General features: G+C 60.7%; 23 protein-coding genes. All 23 read left to right on the top strand.

Features of this window, described 5'->3' with window-relative positions; all coding sequences use genetic code 11:
* The first annotated feature begins 281 nt into the window (after positions 1-281).
* The 23 genes from rpsJ (at position 282) to map (ending at position 13,588) form a co-directional block, all read left to right on the top strand.
* Positions 282-590: a 30S ribosomal protein S10 gene (gene rpsJ / locus NG701_RS18135; protein ID WP_024366135.1), complete on the top strand. Its 309-nt coding sequence runs from the start codon at positions 282-284 to the stop codon at positions 588-590.
* 17 nt (positions 591-607) lie between these two features.
* Complete coding sequence (gene rplC / locus NG701_RS18130) at positions 608-1,258, top strand: 50S ribosomal protein L3 (protein WP_056344391.1); 651 nt, start codon at positions 608-610, stop codon at positions 1,256-1,258.
* Positions 1,259-1,262: 4 nt separating this feature from the next.
* Positions 1,263-1,886: a 50S ribosomal protein L4 gene (gene rplD, locus NG701_RS18125; protein WP_056344389.1), complete on the top strand. Its 624-nt coding sequence runs from the start codon at positions 1,263-1,265 to the stop codon at positions 1,884-1,886.
* A complete protein-coding gene (gene rplW, locus NG701_RS18120) occupies positions 1,883-2,188 on the top strand; it encodes a 50S ribosomal protein L23 (protein WP_018773664.1) in 306 nt (101 codons plus the stop codon). Before rplD ends, rplW begins: the two co-directional genes overlap by 4 nt.
* 29 nt (positions 2,189-2,217) lie before the next feature.
* Positions 2,218-3,057: a 50S ribosomal protein L2 gene (gene rplB / locus NG701_RS18115; protein ID WP_056344386.1), complete on the top strand. Its 840-nt coding sequence runs from the start codon at positions 2,218-2,220 to the stop codon at positions 3,055-3,057.
* 12 nt (positions 3,058-3,069) lie between these two features.
* The gene (rpsS, locus tag NG701_RS18110) at positions 3,070-3,351 is read left to right on the top strand and encodes a 30S ribosomal protein S19 (RefSeq protein WP_056344384.1); all 282 of its coding nucleotides are present in this window, start codon (positions 3,070-3,072) and stop codon (positions 3,349-3,351) included.
* 38 nt (positions 3,352-3,389) lie between these two features.
* Positions 3,390-3,755 (top strand): 50S ribosomal protein L22, encoded by a 366-nt coding sequence (gene rplV, locus NG701_RS18105; protein WP_056344381.1) that lies wholly within the window; start codon positions 3,390-3,392, stop codon positions 3,753-3,755.
* The gene (gene rpsC / locus NG701_RS18100) at positions 3,756-4,598 is read left to right on the top strand and encodes a 30S ribosomal protein S3 (protein WP_056344378.1); all 843 of its coding nucleotides are present in this window, start codon (positions 3,756-3,758) and stop codon (positions 4,596-4,598) included. It abuts the gene before it with no gap.
* A complete protein-coding gene (gene rplP / locus NG701_RS18095; RefSeq protein ID WP_056344375.1) occupies positions 4,599-5,015 on the top strand; it encodes a 50S ribosomal protein L16 in 417 nt (138 codons plus the stop codon).
* A gap of 2 nt (positions 5,016-5,017) precedes the next feature.
* Entirely contained in the window at positions 5,018-5,347 is a 330-nt protein-coding gene (gene rpmC, locus NG701_RS18090; protein WP_252569497.1) for a 50S ribosomal protein L29, read from the top strand.
* Positions 5,344-5,652, top strand: a complete 309-nt coding sequence (gene rpsQ / locus NG701_RS18085) for a 30S ribosomal protein S17 (RefSeq protein ID WP_056344371.1) — start codon at positions 5,344-5,346, stop codon at positions 5,650-5,652. The genes rpmC and rpsQ overlap by 4 nt, the downstream gene beginning before the upstream one ends.
* A 761-nt stretch (positions 5,653-6,413) precedes the next feature.
* Positions 6,414-6,782: a 50S ribosomal protein L14 gene (rplN, locus tag NG701_RS18080; protein WP_024366126.1), complete on the top strand. Its 369-nt coding sequence runs from the start codon at positions 6,414-6,416 to the stop codon at positions 6,780-6,782.
* Positions 6,783-6,785: 3 nt separating this feature from the next.
* Complete coding sequence (gene rplX, locus NG701_RS18075; protein ID WP_056344369.1) at positions 6,786-7,145, top strand: 50S ribosomal protein L24; 360 nt, start codon at positions 6,786-6,788, stop codon at positions 7,143-7,145.
* Positions 7,145-7,726 (top strand): 50S ribosomal protein L5, encoded by a 582-nt coding sequence (gene rplE / locus NG701_RS18070; protein WP_185261220.1) that lies wholly within the window; start codon positions 7,145-7,147, stop codon positions 7,724-7,726. Before rplX ends, rplE begins: the two co-directional genes overlap by 1 nt.
* A 78-nt stretch (positions 7,727-7,804) precedes the next feature.
* On the top strand, positions 7,805-8,203 hold the full coding sequence (gene rpsH / locus NG701_RS18065; protein WP_056344363.1) for a 30S ribosomal protein S8: 399 nt from the start codon (positions 7,805-7,807) through the stop codon (positions 8,201-8,203).
* Between the two features lie 18 nt (positions 8,204-8,221).
* Complete coding sequence (gene rplF, locus NG701_RS18060; RefSeq protein ID WP_056344361.1) at positions 8,222-8,758, top strand: 50S ribosomal protein L6; 537 nt, start codon at positions 8,222-8,224, stop codon at positions 8,756-8,758.
* A gap of 2 nt (positions 8,759-8,760) precedes the next feature.
* The gene (rplR, locus tag NG701_RS18055) at positions 8,761-9,144 is read left to right on the top strand and encodes a 50S ribosomal protein L18 (protein WP_058931720.1); all 384 of its coding nucleotides are present in this window, start codon (positions 8,761-8,763) and stop codon (positions 9,142-9,144) included.
* On the top strand, positions 9,141-9,878 hold the full coding sequence (gene rpsE, locus NG701_RS18050) for a 30S ribosomal protein S5 (protein ID WP_058931721.1): 738 nt from the start codon (positions 9,141-9,143) through the stop codon (positions 9,876-9,878). The genes rplR and rpsE overlap by 4 nt, the downstream gene beginning before the upstream one ends.
* A 3-nt stretch (positions 9,879-9,881) precedes the next feature.
* Entirely contained in the window at positions 9,882-10,088 is a 207-nt protein-coding gene (gene rpmD / locus NG701_RS18045) for a 50S ribosomal protein L30 (RefSeq protein WP_056344352.1), read from the top strand.
* Positions 10,089-10,583, top strand: a complete 495-nt coding sequence (rplO, locus tag NG701_RS18040) for a 50S ribosomal protein L15 (protein WP_252569494.1) — start codon at positions 10,089-10,091, stop codon at positions 10,581-10,583.
* Positions 10,584-10,802: 219 nt separating this feature from the next.
* On the top strand, positions 10,803-12,113 hold the full coding sequence (secY, locus tag NG701_RS18035; protein WP_058931723.1) for a preprotein translocase subunit SecY: 1,311 nt from the start codon (positions 10,803-10,805) through the stop codon (positions 12,111-12,113).
* 5 nt (positions 12,114-12,118) lie between these two features.
* The gene (locus NG701_RS18030; protein ID WP_252570545.1) at positions 12,119-12,688 is read left to right on the top strand and encodes an adenylate kinase; all 570 of its coding nucleotides are present in this window, start codon (positions 12,119-12,121) and stop codon (positions 12,686-12,688) included.
* Between the two features lie 72 nt (positions 12,689-12,760).
* Positions 12,761-13,588 (top strand): type I methionyl aminopeptidase, encoded by an 828-nt coding sequence (gene map / locus NG701_RS18025; RefSeq protein WP_252569491.1) that lies wholly within the window; start codon positions 12,761-12,763, stop codon positions 13,586-13,588.
* Positions 13,589-13,787: the final 199 nt, after the last annotated feature.

The following is a 13,787-nucleotide window of genomic DNA, read 5'->3' as shown; positions in this document are numbered from 1 at the left end:
CGTGTCCCGATCCGGATAATGCCGGGTGTCAGGGTCCAAGTGGAAGCCCAAACATAACCCACTCCCCATGGAACTGCGGATTTGTATGCGTGCTAAGCGCGACACGCCCGACCGCGGGGGTCGGTTACGTCGGCAGGTTGAGGAACCCGGATTCATCCGGATTCAGCTTGCGCGGCGGGTGGTAGTTCAGACTTCAAATGCTTCGGCAGCCACATGCAACAAGAAAGTGAACAGAGCAGCCCTCACCGGGAGCAGCACTAACTGAAAGAGAGTCAGGCGACATGGCGGGACAAAAAATCCGCATCCGGCTGAAGTCATATGACCACGAGGTCATTGACTCTTCAGCACGGAAGATCGTTGAGACGGTCACGCGCGCAGGCGCAACGGTAGTTGGCCCCGTGCCGCTGCCGACGGAGAAGAACATTTACTGTGTTATCCGCTCTCCGCACAAGTACAAGGACAGCCGCGAGCACTTTGAAATGCGCACGCACAAGCGTCTTATCGACATCATCGATCCCACGCCGAAGGCTGTTGACTCGCTTATGCGTCTCGACCTGCCGGCCGACGTGAACATCGAAATCAAGCTGTAGGGAGGTGCTGAGAGACTATGACCGCAACCCGTAACGTAAAGGGCCTGCTGGGCACGAAGCTCGGCATGACCCAGGTCTGGGACGAGAACAACAAGCTCATCCCCGTCACTGTGGTCCAGGCAGATTCGAACGTCATCACCCAGCTGCGCAACGCAGACACTGATGGCTACGTAGCTGTTCAGATCGGCTACGGCCAGATCGATCCCCGCAAGGTCACCAAGCCGCTGGCTGGTCACTTTGAAAAGGCAGGCGTCACGCCTCGCCGCCACGTCGTCGAACTGCGCACAGCAGATGCTGACACTTACGAGCTGGGCCAGGAGCTTTCTGTTGAGCTCTTCGAAGCCGGCCAGAAGATCGACGTTATTGGCACCACCAAGGGTAAGGGCTTCGCCGGTGTTATGAAGCGTCACGGCTTCCACGGTGCTCCCGCCTCACACGGTGCTCACAAGAACCACCGTAAGCCCGGTTCAATCGGTGGCGCATCCACCCCGAGCCGCGTCTTCAAGGGCATGAAAATGGCCGGCCGCATGGGCGCCGTTCGTCACACCACGCTGAACCTCACGGTTCACGCAGTTGACGTCGAGAAGTCGCTGCTCCTGATCAAGGGTGCCGTCCCCGGCGCCCGCGGCCAGGTCGTACTCGTACGCACCGCCGTGAAGGGAGCCTAGTTCAATGACTAGCACTGTCAAGGTTGACCTGCCTGCAGAGATCTTCGACGTTCAGACCAACGTGCCGCTGCTGCACCAGGTCGTCGTAGCCCAGCTCGCTGCTGCTCGCCAGGGTACCCACAAAACCAAGACCCGCGCCGAAGTTTCCGGTGCAGGTCGCAAGCCGTTCAAGCAGAAGGGCACCGGCCGCGCCCGTCAGGGTTCAATCCGTGCTCCTCACATGACCGGTGGTGGCGTAGTCCACGGTCCCACACCGCGTGACTACAGCCAGCGCACCCCCAAGAAGATGATTGCTGCTGCACTGCGCGGCGCACTCTCTGACCGGGCACGCAACGGACGCATCCACGTTGTTGCTGAACTGGTGGAGGGCACCAAGCCGTCCGTCAAGAACGCACTGGCAACGCTGCGCGGAGTTTCCGAGCGCAAGAACCTGCTGGTTGTCATCGAGCGCGCCAACGATGTTGCAGCACTTTCCGTGCGCAACCTCGCCGGTGTTCACGTTCTGTACGCAGACCAGCTGAACACCTACGACGTACTCGTCTCTGACGACGTTGTCTTCACCAAGGCTGCCTACGAAGCATTCGTTGCTGACCGGGCAGTAGCAAAGAACGAGGAGGATGCCAAGTGAGTGCAGCCACCATCAAAGACCCGCGCGACGTCGTGCTTGCACCCGTCGTATCGGAAAAAAGCTACGGCCTGATCGATGAGGGCAAGTACACCTTCCTGGTGGACCCCCGCTCGAACAAGACCGAGATCAAGCTGGCCGTGGAGAAGATTTTCTCCGTCAAGGTCGAATCGATCAACACCATCAACCGTGCCGGTAAGCGCAAGCGCACCAAATTCGGATGGGGTACCCGCAAGAACACCAAGCGTGCAATTGTGAGCCTCAAAGAAGGCACCATCGACATCTTCGGCGGTCCGCTCTCGTAGCGGAGACCACTTTAACGAGGAAATAAATTATGGGAATCCGTAAATACAAGCCGACTACCCCGGGCCGTCGTGGCTCGAGCGTAGCGGACTTCACCGAAATCACGCGGTCGACGCCGGAAAAGTCGTTGGTACGTCCGCTGCCCAAAAAGGGCGGCCGTAACAACTCCGGTAAGATCACGACCCGTCACAAGGGTGGTGGCCACAAGCGCCAGTACCGTCTGATCGACTTCCGTCGCCACGACAAAGACGGCGTCAACGCCCGCGTTGCCGAAATCGAGTACGATCCGAACCGCACGGCTCGCATCGCCCTCCTGCACTACGTTGATGGCACCAAGCGTTACATCATCGCCCCGAACAAGCTCTCCCAGGGTGACGTCGTTGAGGCAGGTTCCGGTGCTGACATCAAGCCCGGTAACAACCTGCCGCTGCTCAACATCCCGGTTGGTACCGTAATCCACGCAGTTGAACTGCGTCCGGGTGGCGGCGCCAAGATGGGCCGCTCCGCCGGCGCATCGATCCAGCTTGTAGCCAAGGAAGGCCGCTTCGCCCAGCTGCGTCTGCCTTCCGGCGAAATCCGCAACGTTGACGTGCGCTGCCGCGCAACCGTCGGCGAGGTCGGCAACGCCGAGCAGTCGAACATCAACTGGGGTAAGGCCGGCCGCATGCGCTGGAAGGGCGTTCGCCCGACCGTCCGTGGTGTCGCGATGAACCCGGTTGACCACCCGCACGGTGGTGGCGAGGGTAAGACGTCCGGTGGACGTCACCCCGTCAACCCGAACGGTAAGCGGGAAGGCCGCACCCGGCGTCCCAACAAAGAGAGCGACAAGCTTATTGTTCGTCGCCGTCGTACTGGCAAGAACAAGCGATAGGAGCCTGGACACATGCCACGCAGCCTGAAAAAAGGTCCTTTCGTTGACCAGCACCTCTTTGTAAAGGTGGACAGGGAAAACGAAAAGGGCACCAAGAACGTCATCAAGACCTGGTCCCGCCGTTCGATGATCATCCCCAACATGCTTGGGCACACGATCGCCGTACACGACGGACGCAAGCACATTCCGGTGTTTGTCACTGAGTCGATGGTCGGGCACAAGCTCGGCGAATTCGCTCCCACGCGGACATTCCGCGGCCATGTCAAGGACGACCGTAAGGGCAAGCGCCGCTAGGCGCCTGCACTTACGTCAAAGACGAGAGAAGGAAAGCAATGGAAGCCAAGGCAATTGCGCGTCACATCCGCGTAACGCCTATGAAGGCCCGGCGCGTCGTCAACCTTGTTCGTGGTAAGCAAGCGAATGAGGCTCTGGCAATTCTGAAGTTTGCCCCCCAGGCAGCTTCGGAGCCGGTATTCAAGGTAGTACAGTCGGCAATCGCAAACGCCCGGTCCCTCGCGGACCGCGACGGTGTTTCGTTTGACGAAAGCGACCTCATCATCAGCGAAATGTTCGTTGATGAAGGCCCGACCATGAAGCGGTTCCAGCCGCGTGCTCAGGGTCGTGCATTTCAGATCAAGAAGCGCACCAGCCACATCACTGTGGTAGTCGCTACACCTGAGAAAGAGGAGGCTCGCTAAGTGGGACAGAAAGTTAACCCGCACGGGTTCCGACTCGGCATCACCACCGATCACGTATCGCACTGGTTCGCTGACAGCACCAAGCCCGGACAGCGGTACAAGGACTTCGTTCGCGAAGACATCCGTATCCGCCAGCTCATGTCAGTTGGCATGGAGCGCGCCGGTATCGCCAAGGTTGAGATCGAGCGCACCCGTGACCGTGTCCGCGTGGATATCCACACGGCACGTCCCGGCATCGTTATCGGCCGCCGCGGCGCTGAAGCAGACCGCATCCGCGGCGAGCTTGAGAAGCTGACGGGCAAGCAGGTCCAGCTGAACATCCTCGAGGTCAAGAACCCCGAGATGGAAGCACAGCTTGTTGCCCAGGGTGTTGCTGAGCAGCTGACTTCCCGCGTGGCTTTCCGCCGTGCGATGAAGAAGGCAATGCAGTCCGCTCAGCGTGCAGGTGCCAAGGGCATCCGTATCGCCTGCTCCGGTCGACTGGGTGGCGCAGAAATGTCCCGCTCGGAGTTCTACCGCGAAGGCCGTGTGCCCCTGCACACCCTCCGTGCGAACATCGACTACGGCTTCTACGAGGCCAAGACCACCTTCGGCCGCATCGGCGTGAAGGTCTGGATCTACAAGGGTGACGTCACCGCCAAGGAACTGGCTCAGCAGGCAGCTGCTGCTCCGTCCCGTGGCCGCGGTCCCAGCGACCGTCCGGGCCGCCCGGGTGGCGCCGGCGGCGCTGACCGTGGTGACCGCCGCCGTCGTACCGACCGTCCGGCAGCAGAGGCAGCTCCGGCTGCCGAGGCTCCGGCAGTTGAGGCTGCACCTGCTGCAGTAGAAGGAGGACAGGCTTAAATGCTTATCCCACGTCGAGTCAAGCACCGTAAGCAGCACCACCCGGGTCGTTCCGGCGCTGCTACGGGCGGCACCAAGGTCTCCTTCGGTGAGTGGGGTATCCAGGCTCTGAGCCCGGCATACGTCACCAACCGTCAGATCGAGTCTGCCCGTATCGCGATGACCCGCCACATCAAGCGTGGCGGTAAGGTCTGGATCAACATTTACCCGGACCGTCCGATCACCAAGAAGCCTGCCGAAACCCGCATGGGTTCCGGTAAGGGTTCGCCGGAATGGTGGGTCTCAAACGTCAAGCCGGGCCGGGTTCTCTTTGAGATCTCCGGCGTCGAGGAATCGGTAGCTCGCGAGGCCCTGCGCCTGGCAATCCACAAGCTCCCGTTGAAGGCACGCATTTTGCGTCGCGAAGGTGGTGAATAGAAATGTCAGTAGGATCCAAGGAACTTGCATCCGCACAGCTGGACACGTTCGACAACGAGCGCCTCGTTGAAGAGCTCCGTAAGGCTAAGGAAGAGCTGTTCAACCTGCGTTTCCAGTCCGCCACCGGTCAGCTGGAGAACCACGGTCGACTGCGCGCGGTAAAGAAGGACATCGCACGCATCTACACCGTTCTCCGTGAGCGCGAGCTGGGCATTCGTGCCGAGGTTGCCGCACCGGTTGTGGAAGCCAAGGAAGAGAAGAAGTCCAAGAAGGCTGCAACCAAGAAGGCCGAAACGGCTGAAACGGTTGAGGCCGAGGAGGATGCCAAGTGAGTGAAAAGGACGAGAACGTGACGGAAACTGTTTCCGCAGCAGCTACGGCTGGCGAACGCGGTGACCGTAAGACGAAGCGTGGCTACGTAGTCTCGGACAAGATGGAAAAGACCATCGTTGTCCAGGTAGAAGACCGCGTAAAGCACGCTTTGTACGGCAAAGTCATCCGCCGCAACACGAAGATCAAGGCTCACGACGAAGAGAACAGCGCCGGCATCGGCGACCTCGTTCTCCTCGCCGAGACCCGCCCGCTGTCCGCTACCAAGCGGTGGCGTCTGGTCGAGATCCTCGAAAAGGCCAAGTAACACCCCGCAGCCTGCTTGCAGGTACTGCACCGGAAACCCCCGTTCCCTTTTTGGGAGCGGGGGTTTTCCGCATTTCGCGGTGGGTGGGCTGGCTGGGGTGTCACGCGGAGCAGGTTTTTGGGGGACGGCCGACGGCGGGAGGCCGGGTCTCCGGGGGAGTTGCACCGCCAGCGGGCGGAAAGCGTGCCGTGCGTGACGCCGTCGTCCGCGTTTGCATCAGGACGATATCTCACTTAATGCGGGAAATCCCCGGACGCTCTCTCACTTTTCTTAGGAAAGTGAGAGAGCGTCGTTCAAAAACTTGCATCATGTGAGAGAGCGTCCGCCGAAAAGGCGCATTAAGTGAGAGAGCGTCCGACGGCGGGAGGCCGGGTTTCCGGGGGAGTGGCACCGCCGGTGGGCCGAAAGCGTGCCGTGCGTGACGCCGTCGTGCGTTGCCGGCTCTGGAGGGAAGCAGTTGTGCTGTGGCTGCCGCCGTGTGATATGGGAGATGCCCCCAACTGTGCTAGGATATTGAGTTTGTATGGCGCCCTCTGTGCGCCGTCATCAACCTCGTAAACAATCGTGCCACGGCATAGTGCCCCCTCGTGCTCCGGACCTGTCCGGATCCGCCTGGGAAGCAAATGTTTTTGGCACGGGCGTTTAGGCCTGGTCTGGCAAAATCCAGGCAGGTCAAGAGACACCCCGATCAACCGTTCCGCAAGGCTCATTCCGTAGGAAGATTTTCGGTCTGAGAACCGGCGCGACGCAAGGAGTAAATAGTGATTCAGCAGGAGTCGCGACTCAAGGTCGCCGACAACACGGGTGCTAAGGAAATCCTTACCATTCGCGTTCTCGGTGGATCTGGCCGTCGCTACGCAGGCATTGGCGACGTCATCGTCGCTACCGTCAAGGATGCAATTCCGGGCGGCAACGTAAAGAAGGGCGATGTTGTTAAGGCAGTCATCGTCCGTACCAAGAAGGAACGCCGCCGTGCGGATGGTTCCTATATCAAGTTTGACGAGAACGCAGCTGTGATCCTGAAGGCTGACGGTGACCCCCGCGGTACCCGTATCTTCGGACCGGTTGGTCGTGAACTTCGTGACAAGAAGTTCATGAAGATCGTTTCTCTGGCTCCGGAGGTGCTTTAGTCCATGGCTAAGATCAAAAAGGGTGACCTCGTTCAGGTCATCACTGGCGCCAAGGCTGAGCGCGGCGGCGACAAAGGCAAGCAGGGCAAGGTTCTGCGCGTATTCCCGGAGACCAACCGCGTGTTGGTCGAAGGTATTAACCGCGTAACCAAGCACACGAAGGCCGGTCAGTCGCAGCGCGGCACCAAGACTGGTGGCATCGAGGTCGTAGAAGCTTCGGTCCACATCTCCAACGTGGCTCTGGTTGACCCGTCCACCAAGAAGCCCACCCGCGTTGGTTTCCGCACCGAGACCGTGGAGCGCAATGGCGTGAAGCGCGACGTGCGTGTCCGCGTGGCCAAGAGCTCCGGGAAGGACATCTAATGACTGAGACTCTCGAGACTCCGGCAGCGAAGATCGTTCCTCGTCTGAAGACCAAGTACGCCGATTCCATCAAGAGCACGCTCGTTGAGGAATTCAAGTACAGCAACGTTAACCAGGTTCCCCGCCTGGTGAAGGTCGTTGTGAACATGGGTGTTGGAGATGCCGCTAAGGACTCCAAGCTGATCGACGGCGCTGTCCGCGATCTGACCCTGATCACCGGCCAGAAGCCGCAGGTAACCAAGGCCCGCAAGTCGATCGCACAGTTCAAGCTGCGCGAAGGCATGCCCATCGGCGCACACGCAACCCTGCGTGGAGACCGCATGTGGGAATTCCTGGATCGTCTGGTCACGCTGGCTCTGCCCCGTATCCGCGACTTCCGCGGCCTCAGTGGCAAGCAGTTCGACGGCAACGGCAACTACACCTTCGGTCTGACCGAGCAGGTTATGTTCCACGAAATCGACCAAGATTCCATCGACCGCGTACGCGGTATGGACATCACGGTTGTAACCACCGCCAAGACCAATGACGAAGGCCGCGCGCTGCTCAAGGCGCTTGGCTTCCCGTTCAAGGCCGAAGACTAATCTAACTACGTAACAGGTCCTTCGCTGATGCTTCATGCAGCAGCGAGGAAACCGTTATGAGGAAGGGCAAGAGCCCAAATGACAATGACTGATCCGGTCGCAGACATGCTTACGCGTCTGCGCAATGCAAACTCGGCGTACCACGATTCCGTGTCCATGCCGTACAGCAAGCTCAAGGCACGCGTTGCCGACATCCTGAAGGCTGAAGGTTACATCGCCTCCTGGAAAGAAGAAGACGCGGAGGTTGGCAAGAAGCTGACCCTGGACCTTAAGTTCGGACCGAACCGCGAGCGTTCAATCGCTGGCGTTCGCCGTATTTCCAAGCCGGGCCTGCGTGTTTACGCAAAGTCCACCAACCTCCCGCACGTGCTCGGTGGCCTGGGTGTCGCAATCCTGTCCACCTCTTCCGGCCTCTTGACTGATAAGCAAGCCGGCAAGAAGGGCGTGGGCGGCGAAGTCCTCGCCTACGTCTGGTAACGGGAAAGGAAGAGAATAATGTCACGTATTGGACGTCTCCCCATCACCGTTCCTGCCGGCGTTGAGGTCAAGGTTGACGGCTCTGTCGTCAGCGTCAAGGGTGCCAAAGGCGAGCTGAACCACACTGTGGCCAGCCCGATCGAGGTTTCCCTGGAAGCAGAGACCCTGACTGTCGCCCGCCCGAACGACGAGCGCGCCTCCCGTTCACTCCACGGCCTGACCCGCACCCTGATCTCCAACATGATCGAGGGCGTTACCAAGGGCTACGAGAAGAAGCTTGAAATCGTTGGTACTGGTTACCGCGTTCAGGCCAAGGGATCTGACCTTGAGTTCGCTCTCGGCTACAGCCACCCGGTAAATGTCACCGCACCGGACGGCATCACCTTTGCAGTTGAGACCCCGACCAAGCTCTCTGTTTCAGGTATCAACAAGCAGCAGGTCGGCGAGGTTGCTGCCAACATTCGCAAGCTGCGGAAGCCGGACCCCTACAAGGGCAAGGGCATTCGCTACGCAGGCGAAGTCATCCGCCGCAAGGTCGGAAAGGCTGGTAAGTAACCATGGCCATCTCAATTAACAAGAAGCGTACGAACAAGAGCAAGTCTGCTTCGCGCAGCCGCCGCCAGCTTCGTATCCGTAAGCGCATCTCCGGTACGGCTGTACGTCCTCGTCTGGTCGTCAACCGTTCCGCACGTCACGTATTCGTCCAGGTTGTCGATGACACCAAGGGCCTGACCGTAGCGAGCGCCTCCACACTGGAAGCCGATCTTCGTGCATTCGAAGGTGACAAGACCGCCAAGGCCAAGCGCGTTGGCGAGCTCGTCGCCGAGCGTGCGAAGGCTGCCGGTATCGAAGCAGTTGTCTTCGACCGCGGTGGTAACAAGTACCACGGCCGAATTGCTGCTGTCGCTGACGGCGCACGTGAAGGTGGGCTGTCACTGTGACGGAAGCAAACAAGGAAAAGGACACTGTGTCTGCAGATCAGAAGGCTACTGAAGCCGTAGCTGCTCCGGCCACTGAGACCACTGCGCCCGCAGCTGCTGCCGATGACCGCCGTGGTGGCGCTCGTCGTGGCGAGCGTGGCGACAAGGGCCAGGGCGGTCGCGATGGCGGCCGTGGTGGCCGTGGTGGCCGTGACGGCGGCCGCGAAGCCGAGAAGAGCCAGTTCATTGAACGCGTTGTCACCATCAACCGCGTTTCCAAGGTGGTCAAGGGTGGTCGTCGCTTCAGCTTCACCGCTCTGGTCGTCGTTGGTGACGGTAACGGCATGGTCGGCGTGGGCTACGGCAAGGCTAAGGAAGTTCCTGCCGCAATCGCGAAGGGCGTTGAAGAGGCCAAGAAGTCCTTCTTCCGCGTTCCCCGCATTGGCAACACCATCCCGCACCGCGTTCAGGGTGAGGCCGCTGCCGGCGTCGTAATGCTGCGTCCGGCTTCCGCCGGTACCGGTGTTATTGCCGGTGGTCCGGTTCGCGCCATCTTGGAGTGCGTGGGCATCCACGACATCCTCTCCAAGTCGCTCGGTTCCTCCAACGCCATCAACATCGTTCACGCGACGGTTGCTGCGCTGAAGCAGCTCGAAGAGCCGGCAGCAGTGGCAGCACGTCGCGGCCTGCCGCTGGACGAGGTTGCTCCGCCAGCAATGGTGAAGGCAATCCTGAACCAGAAGGCGGGTGTCTAAGCCATGGCTAAGAACCTGATTCCCTCCGACCTGCAGTTGGAGATCACTCAGATCAAGTCCGCCATTGGCGGCAAGCAGAACCAGCGCGACACCCTTCGGTCACTCGGCCTGAAGCGGATCGGACACACCGTTGTCCGCACCGCCGACGCCGTGACTGTTGGAATGCTCAACACGGTTCCGCACCTGGTAAAGGTAGAGGAGGCGAAGTAAATGGCAGAGAAGAACACCGCCGAAAAGGCTCAGGGCGCCACTGCTGAGAAGCAGAACGCACTGAAGGTTCACCACCTGCGTCCCGCCCCGGGTGCCAAAACCGCCAAGACCCGCGTTGGTCGTGGTGAAGGTTCCAAGGGTAAGACCGCTGGTCGCGGTACCAAGGGTACGAAGGCCCGCTACCAGATCAAGGCTGGCTTTGCCGGCGGCCAGCTGCCGCTGCACATGCGCCTGCCGAAGCTGCGCGGCTTCAAGAACCCGTTCCGGGTTGAGTTCCAGGTTGTAAACCTGGACAAGCTCAACGAGCTGTTCCCCGAAGGTGGCGCAGTCACCGTGGAGAACCTGGTCGAAAAGGGTGCCGTTCGCAAGAACCAGCCCGTCAAGGTGCTTGGCACCGGCGACATCACCGTCAAGGTTGACGTCACCGCCCACGCATTCTCGGCCAGCGCCGCAGAAAAGATTGCAGCAGCAGGCGGAAGCACCACCGCTCTCTAGTAGACGGTGGGCGAACGCCCGTTGTGAACTCCCGGTGTGCAAGGCCCCCAGGGCCCTGCACACCGGGAGTTTTTTTCGCATCCGCCTGCCGACCATTTCCGCCCGTTCGCCGCAATCGCGGGTTCGCGGATTATTCGCAGGGCCGATCCACCCGTTAGACTCGGTTGTTGGGATTATTGTCCCCATCACACCACGCTTATAAACAACACAGGAGGACGCTTGCTTAGCGCATTTGGCCGGGCCTTTCGCACGCCTGATCTGCGACGCAAGTTGTTGTTCACGCTGGCAATCATCACAATCTTCCGCTTGGGTGCATTCATCCCCTCGCCTGGTGTGAACTACCAGAATGTCCAGCAATGCTTGCAGAACGGTCAGACCGCTGGCGGGCTTTATCAGCTCGTCAACCTGTTCAGCGGCGGTGCCTTGCTTCAGGTGTCCATCTTCGCGCTGGGCATCATGCCGTACATCACGGCCAGCATCATCGTGCAGCTGCTCAGGGTGGTCATTCCCCGTTTCCAGGAGCTGTACGAGGAGGGCGCCTCCGGGCAGTCCAAACTCACCCAGTACACGCGGTACCTCACCATTGCCCTGGGCCTGCTGAACGCAACGACGCTGGTGTCGCTGGCACGTTCAGGCCAGTTGCTTCCGGGCTGTGCACTGCCGATCATTCCTGACGACAGCATCATCACCACCATCCTGCTGATCATCACGCTGACCGCCGGTACCGGGCTCATTATGTGGATGGGCGAACTCGTCACCGAAAAGGGTGTGGGCAACGGCATGTCGCTGCTCATCTTCACCTCCATAGCGGCGACGTTCCCCACGTCCTTGGGCGCCATCTGGAGCTCACAGGGCCCGGGCACGTTCTTTATGGTCCTGGTCATCGGCCTGGTGACGGTTGCCCTGGTGGTCTTCGTGGAGCAGTCCCAGCGCCGTGTCCCGGTGCAGTATGCCAAGCGGATGATCGGACGCCGGACCGTCGGCGGCACCAGCACCTACATCCCCATCAAGGTGAACATGGCAGGCGTGATCCCCGTGATCTTCGCATCGTCCATGCTCTACCTGCCGGGACTGATCTCACAGTTCAACCAGCCCAAAGCGGGCGAGGCGCTCGCGCCGTGGGTTGAGTGGATCAACAACAACCTGACCCGAGGAGACCACCCGATCTACATGGCGCTGTACTTCGCCATGATCGTGTTCTTCACCTACTTCTACGTCGCGATCACCTTCAACCCTGAAGAGGTCTCGGACAACATGAAGAAGTACGGCGGTTTCATCCCGGGTATCCGTGCCGGAAAACCGACCGCGGACTACCTGCAGTACGTGCTCTCCCGGATCACGCTGCCCGGTGCCCTGTACCTGGGCTTCGTGGCACTGATTCCGCTGGTGGCACTGGTACTGATCAACGCGAACCAGAACTTCCCGTTCGGTGGCACCTCGATCCTGATCATGGTGGGCGTTGGCCTTGAAACCGTCAAGCAAATAGATGCGCAGCTACAGCAACGTCACTACGAAGGGCTTTTGCGATGACGAAAATGTTGATTATTGGACCCCCCGGTTCCGGAAAAGGAACTCAAGCGGAACGCATTTCCGAGCGCCTCGGCGTCGTGGCGATTTCCACCGGTGATATCTTCCGCGCCAACGTGAAGGGCGAAACTCCTCTTGGCATCGAGGCCAAGAAGTACATGGACGCCGGGGACTTCGTTCCGGACAGCGTCACCAACAAAATGGTCCGCGACCGCCTCAGCGAGTCCGACGTCGAAAACGGCTTCCTCCTGGACGGCTACCCGCGCACCACGGCGCAGGTGGACTACCTTGACGGCATCCTCGCGAACAGCGAAGAAAAGCTCGACGTCGTCCTGCAGCTCACGGCCGACGACGAGGAACTCGTCTCCCGCCTGTTGGGCCGTGCCAGGGAAACGGGCCGGAGCGACGACAACGAAGCCGTGATCCGCCACCGCCTGGACCTGTACCACGAGCAGACCGAGGCCGTTGTGGCCAAGTATGCCGAACGCGGCATCCTGACCCAGGTTGACGGCATCGGCGGCATCGACGAGGTCACCGACCGCGTTATGCAGGCCATCAAGGCAGCCCAGGCCGCCTAAGCCCCCGCAACATGCTTTTCCGAGGCTCCTCCCGGCATCCGGGAGGAGCCTCACCCATTGAGAGGACACACCATGGCCTTCGGCCAGCCCCGTATCGAATACAAGACCAACGCCCAAATGCGCATCATGCACGACGCCGGGCTGGTGCTGAGCCGTGCGTTGGACGCGGCAGTGGCCGCAGCCGCTCCCGGGGTCACCACCAAGCAGCTGGACGACGTCTTCGCCGCGGTGCTCAATGAGGCCGGCGCCAAGTCGAACTTCCTCGGCTACCACGGCTTCCCCGCCACCATCTGCACCTCTGTGAACGAGGAAGTGGTGCACGGCATCCCCGGCGGCAAGGTCCTCAACGACGGCGACATCGTCTCGATCGACGGCGGCGCGATAGTCGACGGCTGGCATTCCGACTCTGCCCGGACCGTCATCGTGGGCAAGGCCGACCCCGAGGACCAGCGTCTCTCAGACGTCACCCAGGCAGCCATGTGGCGCGGCATCGCCGCACTGGCCACAGGAAGCCACGTGGGCGACGTCGGCGCGGCCATCGACGACTACGTCTCCTCCGTGCCCGGTAAGCCGCTGGGCATCCTGGAGGACTACGTGGGCCACGGCATCGGCTCCGAGATGCATATGGCCCCGGATGTCCTGAACTACCGCACCAGCCACCGTGGCCCCAAGATCAAGCCCGGATTGTGCCTGGCCATTGAGCCCATGCTGGTCCGTGGCAGCATCGACACCGCCGTGCTGGAGGACGACTGGACAGTGGTGACCACCGACGGCAAGCGCTCCTGCCAATGGGAGCACTCGGTTGCCGTCCACGAAAAGGGGATCTGGGTACTCTCAGCCCCCGACGGCGGAGCGGAGCACCTGGTGCCGCTCGGCGTCGTACCGGTTCCGATCCCGTAGGTTTCGACGCGCTAATGCGCTCCCGACGCGCAAAATCCCTGTCGCTACCTGAATACCGGTAGCGGCAGGGATTTTGCGTGTCGCAGGTGGGGGGGTGTCCCTATGTTTTTTGTCAAGCGTTGGGACGGGTTTTCCTTCGAGATGGTGGCGGATCGTTTTTGGGCAGGAGCCAACGGCCGGCGGGGTTTCCCCGGCCGGC

The organism is Pseudarthrobacter cellobiosi (genome assembly GCF_023913815.1).
In the GTDB taxonomy this organism is placed as follows: Bacteria; Actinomycetota; Actinomycetes; order Actinomycetales; family Micrococcaceae; genus Arthrobacter; species Arthrobacter cellobiosi.
The sequence above is the reverse complement of the archived record's forward strand: the minus strand, read 5'-3'. Positions and strand labels throughout refer to the sequence as shown.

Excerpts from the sequence above, each read along its gene's own strand:
- rpsJ (WP_024366135.1), top strand. The coding sequence starts at position 282 with ATGGCGGGACAAAAAATCCGCATCCGGCTGAAGTCATATGACCACGAG.
- NG701_RS18030 (WP_252570545.1), top strand. The coding sequence starts at position 12,119 with ATGTTGATTATTGGACCCCCCGGTTCCGGAAAAGGAACTCAAGCGGAA.
- rplX (WP_056344369.1), top strand. The coding sequence starts at position 6,786 with ATGGCTAAGATCAAAAAGGGTGACCTCGTTCAGGTCATCACTGGCGCC.
- rplE (WP_185261220.1), top strand. The coding sequence starts at position 7,145 with ATGACTGAGACTCTCGAGACTCCGGCAGCGAAGATCGTTCCTCGTCTG.
- rpsH (WP_056344363.1), top strand. The coding sequence starts at position 7,805 with ATGACAATGACTGATCCGGTCGCAGACATGCTTACGCGTCTGCGCAAT.
- rplO (WP_252569494.1), top strand. The coding sequence starts at position 10,089 with ATGGCAGAGAAGAACACCGCCGAAAAGGCTCAGGGCGCCACTGCTGAG.
- rplD (WP_056344389.1), top strand. The coding sequence starts at position 1,263 with ATGACTAGCACTGTCAAGGTTGACCTGCCTGCAGAGATCTTCGACGTT.
- rplC (WP_056344391.1), top strand. The coding sequence starts at position 608 with ATGACCGCAACCCGTAACGTAAAGGGCCTGCTGGGCACGAAGCTCGGC.
- rpmD (WP_056344352.1), top strand. The coding sequence starts at position 9,882 with ATGGCTAAGAACCTGATTCCCTCCGACCTGCAGTTGGAGATCACTCAG.
- rplR (WP_058931720.1), top strand. The coding sequence starts at position 8,761 with ATGGCCATCTCAATTAACAAGAAGCGTACGAACAAGAGCAAGTCTGCT.
- rplP (WP_056344375.1), top strand. The coding sequence starts at position 4,599 with ATGCTTATCCCACGTCGAGTCAAGCACCGTAAGCAGCACCACCCGGGT.
- map (WP_252569491.1), top strand. The coding sequence starts at position 12,761 with ATGGCCTTCGGCCAGCCCCGTATCGAATACAAGACCAACGCCCAAATG.
- rplF (WP_056344361.1), top strand. The coding sequence starts at position 8,222 with ATGTCACGTATTGGACGTCTCCCCATCACCGTTCCTGCCGGCGTTGAG.
- rplB (WP_056344386.1), top strand. The coding sequence starts at position 2,218 with ATGGGAATCCGTAAATACAAGCCGACTACCCCGGGCCGTCGTGGCTCG.
- rpsS (WP_056344384.1), top strand. The coding sequence starts at position 3,070 with ATGCCACGCAGCCTGAAAAAAGGTCCTTTCGTTGACCAGCACCTCTTT.
- rpmC (WP_252569497.1), top strand. The coding sequence starts at position 5,018 with ATGTCAGTAGGATCCAAGGAACTTGCATCCGCACAGCTGGACACGTTC.
- rplV (WP_056344381.1), top strand. The coding sequence starts at position 3,390 with ATGGAAGCCAAGGCAATTGCGCGTCACATCCGCGTAACGCCTATGAAG.